The 8,408-nt window shown below is 53.1% G+C and carries 8 protein-coding genes; 1 reads left to right on the forward strand and 7 read right to left on the reverse strand.

The window, feature by feature from the left end:
* Positions 1 to 215: 215 nt before the first annotated feature.
* From BLQ17_RS19180 to BLQ17_RS19205, 6 genes are all read right to left on the reverse strand, one after another.
* Entirely contained in the window at positions 216 to 1,229 is a 1,014-nt protein-coding gene (locus tag BLQ17_RS19180; protein ID WP_092225770.1) for an alpha-hydroxy-acid oxidizing protein, read from the reverse strand.
* A gap of 132 nt (positions 1,230 to 1,361) precedes the next feature.
* Positions 1,362 to 1,583, reverse strand: a complete 222-nt coding sequence (locus BLQ17_RS19185; protein ID WP_092225771.1) for a hypothetical protein — start codon at positions 1,581 to 1,583, stop codon at positions 1,362 to 1,364.
* Positions 1,584 to 1,847: 264 nt separating this feature from the next.
* Positions 1,848 to 2,465 (reverse strand): acetate uptake transporter, encoded by a 618-nt coding sequence (locus BLQ17_RS19190; RefSeq protein ID WP_092225772.1) that lies wholly within the window; start codon positions 2,463 to 2,465, stop codon positions 1,848 to 1,850.
* Between the two features lie 351 nt (positions 2,466 to 2,816).
* Positions 2,817 to 4,229 carry a sigma-54-dependent transcriptional regulator gene (locus tag BLQ17_RS19195; protein ID WP_092225773.1) on the reverse strand — a complete coding sequence of 471 codons (1,413 nt, stop codon included), beginning with the start codon at positions 4,227 to 4,229 and terminating at the stop codon, positions 2,817 to 2,819.
* A complete protein-coding gene (locus BLQ17_RS19200) occupies positions 4,226 to 6,211 on the reverse strand; it encodes a cache domain-containing protein (protein ID WP_092225774.1) in 1,986 nt (661 codons plus the stop codon). The genes BLQ17_RS19195 and BLQ17_RS19200 overlap by 4 nt, the downstream gene beginning before the upstream one ends.
* Positions 6,212 to 6,214: 3 nt before the next feature.
* Complete coding sequence (locus BLQ17_RS19205; protein ID WP_092225775.1) at positions 6,215 to 6,814, reverse strand: TetR/AcrR family transcriptional regulator; 600 nt, start codon at positions 6,812 to 6,814, stop codon at positions 6,215 to 6,217.
* A 326-nt stretch (positions 6,815 to 7,140) separates the two neighbouring features.
* Here BLQ17_RS19205 and BLQ17_RS19210 point away from each other — a divergent pair, with 326 nt between their 5' ends.
* On the forward strand, positions 7,141 to 7,806 hold the full coding sequence (locus BLQ17_RS19210; protein WP_092225776.1) for a LuxR C-terminal-related transcriptional regulator: 666 nt from the start codon (positions 7,141 to 7,143) through the stop codon (positions 7,804 to 7,806).
* Positions 7,807 to 8,174: 368 nt separating this feature from the next.
* Here BLQ17_RS19210 and BLQ17_RS22970 read toward each other — a convergent pair.
* Positions 8,175 to 8,408: hypothetical protein (locus BLQ17_RS22970; RefSeq protein WP_218121851.1), on the reverse strand; the 234-nt coding region annotated here is incomplete at its 5' end.

Here is an 8,408-nt window from a genome sequence, read left to right on the forward strand (position 1 = left end):
TTTTTGCGGTTGCCTGTCTCGCGGATTAAATAATTACTAATAATAAGAATCATTTGTCTTTTGATCAACCACTTATCCCTCGGTGTCGATAAACCTGTTGTCAAATGGTGCTGTACCTTGCAGGTAAATCTGGGCGGGGCTCCCGCTGGTACCGTTCATAGAAGTACAAAGCACCAATTGCGGGAGCGGCAGGGGAAAGTGGTCGGCAGAAAAAATTATTGCCGAAACAGGATATTGGAGTTCACCGAGGAGGCGCTTTGCGTTCCGGTAAGCACCATGGTCTGTTTAAGCTCGGTCACGATTGTCTTGATATAGGTCTCGACGCCTTGTTGCAGACCGCCTATGGCAGCAACAGAAAACGGCCGCCCGATCATGACCGCATCGGCTCCAAGGGCGAGGAGCTTCAGGACATCTCCGCCGCTTCGCACTCCTCCGTCGGCGAGTATGGCCATTTTGCCTTTTACCTTGGCGGCGACCGACTCAAGAACATCGGCACTGCCGGGAGCATGGTCCAGCACCCGTCCTCCGTGGTTCGACACGACGATCGCGTCGGCGCCGCAGCCAAGCGCAAGTTCGGCCTCGTCAGGGGTCATGACACCCTTGAGGATAAATTTTGCGCCGATTTTCCTGATAATTTCGGCGAGTTTTTCAACGGGCTTGGGGGAGACAGGCCGGCCCATTTTCCTGAGGGTGATAAGCCCGGCCGCATCGATGTCCATCCCGATGGTATCGGCGCCGGTGGCCAGCGCTTTCTCGACCTTGTCGAAAAACTCCTCGTCTTCCCACGGCTTGATAAAAGGGATGCCGCAGCCGTCGGCCTTTTTGATTGCCGCAAATCCGGCTTCATGGATGAAGGCCGGTACCCCGTCGCCGGTGCAGCCGAGAACCGATTGCGCCCTGCAGCCGGAGATAATCGACTCGATATAGTCGGCCTCGCTGATTTTTCCTCCCATGTTGAACTCCACGCCGCCTATGGGCGCAGCGAGCACCGGGGCCGCAAGTTTTCTGCCGAGTATGGTCACGGAGGTGTCGGGTTCGGTAACGCTGTGCAGCAGGCGCATATTGAACTTGAACCTGGCAAGCGCCTCGAGGTTGGTGCCAAAGGAAGAACCGCTGCCAAGACCGCCCATTCCAGGAACCTGGCCCGCGCACACCTTTCCGTTACAGATAGGGCAGACTCTGCAGTGGGGTTCCATAAGTTCTCTTGCCTTGTCGCGAATATCTTTCATTTTGCTCTCCGGTTATGGTGCCCGCCAGTCATGAATTTGCGGGTGAAAAAATCTCTGGGGTGTCAGCAAATTTTTATCGCAATTAACAATACAGGGCAAGTTTTTTCACACAGCTCTTGAGCCGACCGTCTGCTACCAGCCGTGTTCGGCCAGCTGGCTCAGGAAAAAATAAACGGATAACAGCAACAGCGAAGAGATGCCCAAAATTGCCGCTGTGCGTTTGAGTGTTGCGCGGTAAGCTTTACCAATTTTGCAACCGATAATAACGAGCGGCTTGAACCGGACCCTGGAAAAAGAATTGTCAGACAGCGTCAGCAGGCTGGGGTGGGTGGCGGTATTTCCCGATTGTTTCATTGTTTTCCCTCCAATAGGTTGTGGTACCTGACTCTTGCAGGGAAGTATAGTAGGTGGGGGGTATCATATAGTGATACCCCCTGAATTTTTTTTAAAAATTATAGATCGCGGTGCATAAAAAAAAAGAAAAGCCGTCCGGAAAAATGAGTTTCCGGACGGCTGGAGGTGTAGCTGCAACTGATTCTTCAAGGTGGAGGAGGTAGAATAGCTGCGTGGCGTGACCTGTCAGCTTGGCAGGTCACGGTAATTCACGTGGTTCAGTTCTCAGGAAGCTTCCGCTTCGGCTTCCACGAATTGGTCGGATGTTTCTTTGGGCTCGATCCACGGCTTGCCGACCGGCAGGACGTCTTTGCCGAAAACATCGTTGAAGATGACATGAGCCATCATGTACCAGGCGTTCAGGGCACAGAGGATCAGGACATATGCGGCAACCTTGGTCATTGCCGGATAGCCGAAATGGGCCAGGTCGAGCAGGATGAATCCCGCCAGCAGCAGGGTGAAGGTCGAGGCCATTGCCCCATGGATTCTCAGCGCGGCAACCCACAGGATGGCGGTGTAGAGAGTCCAGGCAATCAGGAAGCAGCCGATGTCGGTACCGCTTGATTTGTAGATGTCGAATTTGTTGAAAAGCAAAATAATGCAGAGGGCGATCCAGAACGCTCCGTAGGAACAGAAGGCCGAATACCCGAAGTTGTTGCCCGCCTTGAATTCCTGAAGACCCGCCATAAGCTGGGCGGTGCCGCCGAAGATCAGGCCGCAGGCGAGAATCGGGCCTACGCCGCAGAAACCGAGGTTGTGCAATTGCAGAAGAAGGGTGGTAAGACCAAAACCTGCCAGTCCGACAACCGCCGGATTTCCCAGTGATGCACTTTTTCCTGCCATGTTGCTCTCCTTTGTTGAGGGTAACGGTTAACAACGCAAACGTTGTTTCAGGCTTCACCGTAGTAACAGCAAAATCCATGCCACTGGATTGTGTTCTGAATATCGTTTAATATCAGGATGATGGGAGAAAGATGCTGGCTGGAAGCGGTTACAACAAAAGTTGTGGAGTTGACCGGCCGCAATGTATCGCCGGTGTCGTTGTTATGGGGCTGTCCGCGTTTGTTCAGGAATATTCAGGCTGCAGCAAAGAGAAGAGCTTTCGCCTGGCCCATACCCGGCCCTACAACTTTTGTTGTCGCTACAATAAAAGTTGTAGGGCGGTTTATGGCCGTCGTCATGAAAAGAACGGGCCTATTCATCCATTTTCTGCAGCCTGCGGCTTAACGCCTGCTGGGAAATGCCGAGCATTGCGGCAGCGGTCGACTGGTTGTTGCCGGCCCTGAGCATGGCTTCTTCAACCAGCATCCGGGTCGCTTCCTTGATGGTCGGCAGGGGGTTGGCAAAGGTGAACGGCACCCCCTTGGTGTGGCCGTCGTTGTGTCTTGCTTCCGCCTGCCTTACTTTGGCGATGTGGTCGCGGAAAACACTTAGCGGCAGGGAAGAACTCCTGCTCTGGGCGACGGCGTCGAAAGCCATTGCCTGAAGTTCCCTGATGTTTCCGGGAAAGTGATAGGTTTCAAGCAGGAAAAAGAGTTCCTTGGGCAGAACCGGCTTGCCCTTTTCCAGGGAACCTGCGGCAATCCGGGTAAAATGCTCGATCAGCACCGGTATGTCTTCAATTCGGTCCCGCAGCGGGGGCAGGGTTATCCGGTGGGTGCGCAGCCGGTAGTGAAGGTCTTTGCGGAACAGGTCTTTCTGCTGCAATTCCCAGAGGTCCACATGGGTCGATGCGATGATCCTGGCATCGCTCAGCTTGTTGTTGTCGGCACCTATCGGCAGGTATTCTTTTTCCTGGAGCAGTCTGAGCAGCTTGATCTGGGATCCCGGACTGAGGTCGCCTATCTCGTCGAGAAACAGGGTCCCGCCGGCGGCTTTCTCGATCAGGCCCGAGCGGCCGGAAGTAGCTCCGGTGAACGCTCCCTTGACATGCCCGAACAGGGTGTCGGAGAATACATTGTCGTCGAGACCGGCCACGTTCACCGCGACAAATCTGCCGCGCCTTCCGCTCAGGGTGTGGATCGCCCTGGCTATAAGTTCCTTGCCGGTTCCTGTCTCCCCACGTACCAGGACCGGTTCACCGGTGGTGGCGATGGACTCGATGTAGTTGAATATCATCATCATCTTCGGATTGTTGGTGATGATGTCGTCGAAAGCCTCGGGGTGATCTATGTCTTTATTGCGGAGGCGTTCCTTCAGCGATTCGTTTTCCTTGTGCAGATCGGTATAGCGCAGGCTCTTCTGCACCGAGGCGATCAGCCGGTTTTCGTCCACAGGTTTTACAATATAGTCAAAAGCCCCGTTCTTCATACAGTCGACGGCTGTTTCCGCGTCGATTCTGCCGGTGATTATGATCACCGGAATATGGGGATAATAGCTGATTATCTGGTCGAGAATGTCTTCGCCGTCCACGTGGGGCATATTGAGGTCGAGCAGGATGACGCTTGGTTCCTTCTGTTCGACGATGGGCAGCACCTGCCTGCCGTCGGAGCAGATTATCACGTTGTTCATCCCGGCAAGCTGCAGTATGGTGTCGATGGACAGACAGATCGACTCCTCATCGTCAACGACCAGGATCGGCAGAGCCGGATAGTTGGTGTTGCTCATACCATTCTCCCTATTATTTCATCGTTGCTGAATCGCGGCAGCAGCACTGTCACCAGGGTCCCCTCGCCGGGCTTGGAGCGAAAATCGAGCCTGCCCCCGTGGTTGCGGACAATGGTGTCGGAGATAGACAGTCCCAGGCCGGTGCCGCTGCTGTCGCGCTTGGTGGTGAAAAATGGATCGGTGATCCGCGCGAGCACCGTCTCGTTCATCCCTGCCCCCTGGTCCTGTACCTCGAAGAATATCTCCTCGGATTCTTCAAGGTAGCCGGTCCTGATAGTCAGGGACTGGGACGGGTCACTCAGCGCCTGGCAGCCGTTTACCACGAGGTTTATCACCACCTGGCCGAGCCTCTGGCTGTTGCCCTGCAGCGTGGGCAGGTTCTCTTCGTACTCGACGGTGAAATTATCCGTCGCTTTTTTTATCAGGCTGGACACCAGGCCGACCGATTTGTCGACAACCCGGTTGAGATAGACCGTCTCCCTGAGCTCGGACGGCTTCTGTCCGGAAAAGTCCTTGAGGTCGCCGACGATTCGCTTTACCCGGTCGACCCCCTCCTGGCTGAAATTCAGCAGTTTCGGCATCCGCTCGCGCAGGTGGACATAGGCCATGTCGCCGACCTTGAAGTCCTCGTTCTTTTCCAGGTAGCTGTCCAGTATCGGCTGCACCGAGTACCAGAATTTTTCAAAAACACGGATATTGAGGTTAACCGAGGAGATCGGATTGTTTATCTCGTGGGCAACGCCTGAGACAAGGGTCCCGAGGGAGACCATCTTGTTGGTGTGCATGAGCTGCTCCTGCTGCATCTTGGCCTGCTGCTCTCTTTTTTTCCTCTCGGTGATGTCCCGTGCGGTCATCAGGATAGTCGCCGGGTTTTCCCTGCTCTCCATCGGCGCAAAAGTCGCCTCTATGGTGATGTCGCTGCCGTCTTTAAGCAGTAGCACCGTTTCCAGCAGGTAGTTGTCCGTGCGGTTTTCGAAAATCCGCATGATTTTCTCTTTAAAGTCCTGCAGGTGCTCCGGATGGATAAGGTCGGCCAGGGACCAGTTTGACGCTTCCGGGAAAGGGTAGCCGGTTATTGCGCTCCATGCACGGTTGGCGTAGTTGATACGGAAACCTGTGTCGAAAACCAGGATGATCTCCCGGGCGGTCTCGGCCAGCAGCCGGTATTTGTTTTCACTTTTTCTCAGCGATTCCTGAATCTTTCGTCGATCACTCTCTCCTGCTGCGCCCTGCCAGATGATGTAGAGTGAAAGCATTGCGATGATTACCAGGATGGCGAGAAATATCAGGCTCATCCTTTTGGTTATCGCCTCTATCTGGGCCCTGACGTCCTCCACATAGACCCCGGTTCCGACAATCCAGTGCCACGGCCTATACTCCTGCACGTAGGATATTTTGGAAAATATCCGGGTGGGATCGTCCTGCCACTGCCAGTGGTAGCTCACATATCCGGCGCCGGAGTCTTTCACCGTCTCAAGAAATGCCAGAAACAGCTTTTTACCTGCGGGATCTCGGGTGTCGGTGACGTCCTTGCCTTCGAGGTCGGGACGATACGGGTGCATGATCATGGTGGGGTGGGTGTCGTTGATCCAGAAATAATCCTTTTTCTCCGGACCGTACCGTATGGAGCGCAGATGTTCAATCGCCTGTTGTTGCGCCTGCGAAAGCGTAATCTTGCCTGTCTCAGCCAAATGGTGATAGTAGCGGATGGAGCTCATTGCCGATTCGCTGAGCGCGCTTATCATTTCCCTCTTTTTATCCATCAGGTGATCTTCGACTTTCGGCAGGATATAGCCGAAAAATGTTCCGATAAAAAGAATCATCGACAAGACCACCGGTATAAACACTTTCGCCGGGACAATGTCGGGGATTTGCGGTCGCAAATTGTTTTTCATGGCTGGGCTCAACCTGGTGTTGAATTTTTCCCGGCGTTGGGCGTGGCCGCTGGTTTCGGGGTGCGAACCGTCGAGTCCTGCGCGCATCCGTTACAGGGTATGTATTATGCGCTCCATCTCCGAGAGGGAACTCTCGATGTAGTTCATGTCCGCTGTGGCTCTTGACATGGCGTAACCGCCCTCGGCAAGGCAGATCAGGATCTCGGCCGTTTGCGCGCTGGAACCGGTTGCAATAAACTCCCCGTTTTCCATGCCCTGCTCTATGATGGCTGTGAGCGCTTTTTTCCAGTTATTGATCCTGCCGCATACGGCGTCGCGCAGCTCCGGGTTGGTGTCGCTGCTGTCGACGGCGGTATTCAGCAGCGGGCAGCCGCCGGAGGCAAATACCGAACTGTAGATCATGCGGAACACCAGGGGATAGGCAAGGAGCTTGTCGCGGGCGGTTTCGGCACGCCGTACCTGCTCAGCCAGGGAGCGTTCGATGGCGCCTGCGTTATATTCAAAGGCGCAGAGGGCCAGCTCTTCCTTGTTCCTGAAGTTTCCGTAGATGCTGCCCTTGCTCAGGCCGGTCACCGCGGTCAGGTCGGACAGACTGGTGGCCGCATACCCTTTCTCGTTAAAAACAGGGGCCGTCTGTTTGATGATGAACTGCCTGGTGCGTTGCTTTTTGGAAGAGGGATGGTTGTGCATGGCTAAATATACCGTTCGGTATATTCCCTGTCAAGGAAGTACCTTTTTGACAAGATCCCTGTCCATAACCTGCTGTTGGTGCCTTGGGAGGAGCTCAATAAACGGTAAAGGGGTTACAGTCACTGCTGCCTGGGGCTATGTGTGGGCAAAAAAAGTCCGCCTGGGGCGGTGGCGCGATTTTCGGCATAACGGTTTGGTGGTGTTGTTAGGTGAAAAATTATGTGATAATATTTATTCATAAGGGTTCTGTGCAAGAGAAGGAGAGGGATTGCGTCTTCAGGCCAACATTGTGAAATGACTGATCAAGCCGTGAGGTAACGATACTGATGAGTGGTGCCAGGCCAGCGATAAGTGTCATTATTGTGGATCGCTTTGCCCTGTTTCGCCAGGGGCTTAGCCTGATCCTGAAAGAGATGCCGCAGGTAGAACTTGCAGGCGAGGCGGAAAACGAAGTTCAGGCCTTAAGGTTATTGCAGGAGCTGAAACCGGATATCGTTATCCTCAATGTCGATATTTTTGCCGGAAATGAAAATCTCTTTGTCCGCATAATCAGTGCGGATAGTCCGAAAACGAAAATTCTTCTCATGGGAGATAATATTGACGAAAAGACCCTCTCCGATGCTCTTGAGTCCGGGGTCAAGGGGTTTCTGTCCAAGGACAGTGGACCTTCCTGCCTGCTGAATGCTTTGCAGATCGTGGCAAAAGGGCAGCTGTGGGTAGAAAGAAAGTTTTTTGACCACTACTTTGAAAGGCTGGCGGAAAAAGAGCTGGAGCATCAGCGCAAAGCGGAAAAAGATAAAGATGTTCTCACCCCGAGAGAGAAAGAGGTCCTCAAGCTTCTGGCCAAGGGTTCCTCAAACAAGGAGATCGGCGCAAAGCTTTTTATAAGCGAGAAGACGGTCAAGAGCCATCTCAGTAACATTTTTAAAAAACTCAAGGTCAACAGCCGCCTCGAAGCTTTTTTATATTCCATCAAACGCGAAATCTGCTAGGACCAAAGTCCTAGGAAATTCCTCCCAAAGTCTCACGTACGGTCCGTGACGAGGTATTGCGATGTCAGGACTGTTGTCTGTCCTCATCTGCGTTGTAGATTGGCTTTGCAAACTAACCTATTGATTTTAAGTAGTTAAAATATCTGTTCGCGACATTTTCCAGCTGCCTGGAAGTGGACTCTTCCCCCACCCTCGATACGAGAAAATTCCACCAAAGGTCCTATTGACTATCCCCCTGGCAAGGATGAAAATTTAGCTGTCAGATTGCCACAATGTGGTGGTCTGATGAGTTGTACTTTTAAGGCCGCAAGCTTGGTAGAAACCATGGCTGCGAGCTTTAATCACAAACAAATCTCCTTGAATTTTTTTTATTTGCAATCAGGACGGATATATGACTCCTCGGCGTGGACATCGGAAACATGGATGGGTGAAAGATTTGCCATACTCTTAGACTGACAGGTGATGCCGATAGTGAATAAACGGGATTCAAGAGACAAATTTAGTAGAGGGGGGAATGATATGCTACGAAAAATATTATCAACTATTGTGCCGGTGCTGATGCTGACGCTATATTTTGCGTCGGGACCTTCACCGGTAAAGGC

It is taken from the genome of Desulforhopalus singaporensis (genome assembly GCF_900104445.1).
Classification (GTDB): Bacteria; Desulfobacterota; Desulfobulbia; order Desulfobulbales; family Desulfocapsaceae; genus Desulforhopalus_A; species Desulforhopalus_A singaporensis.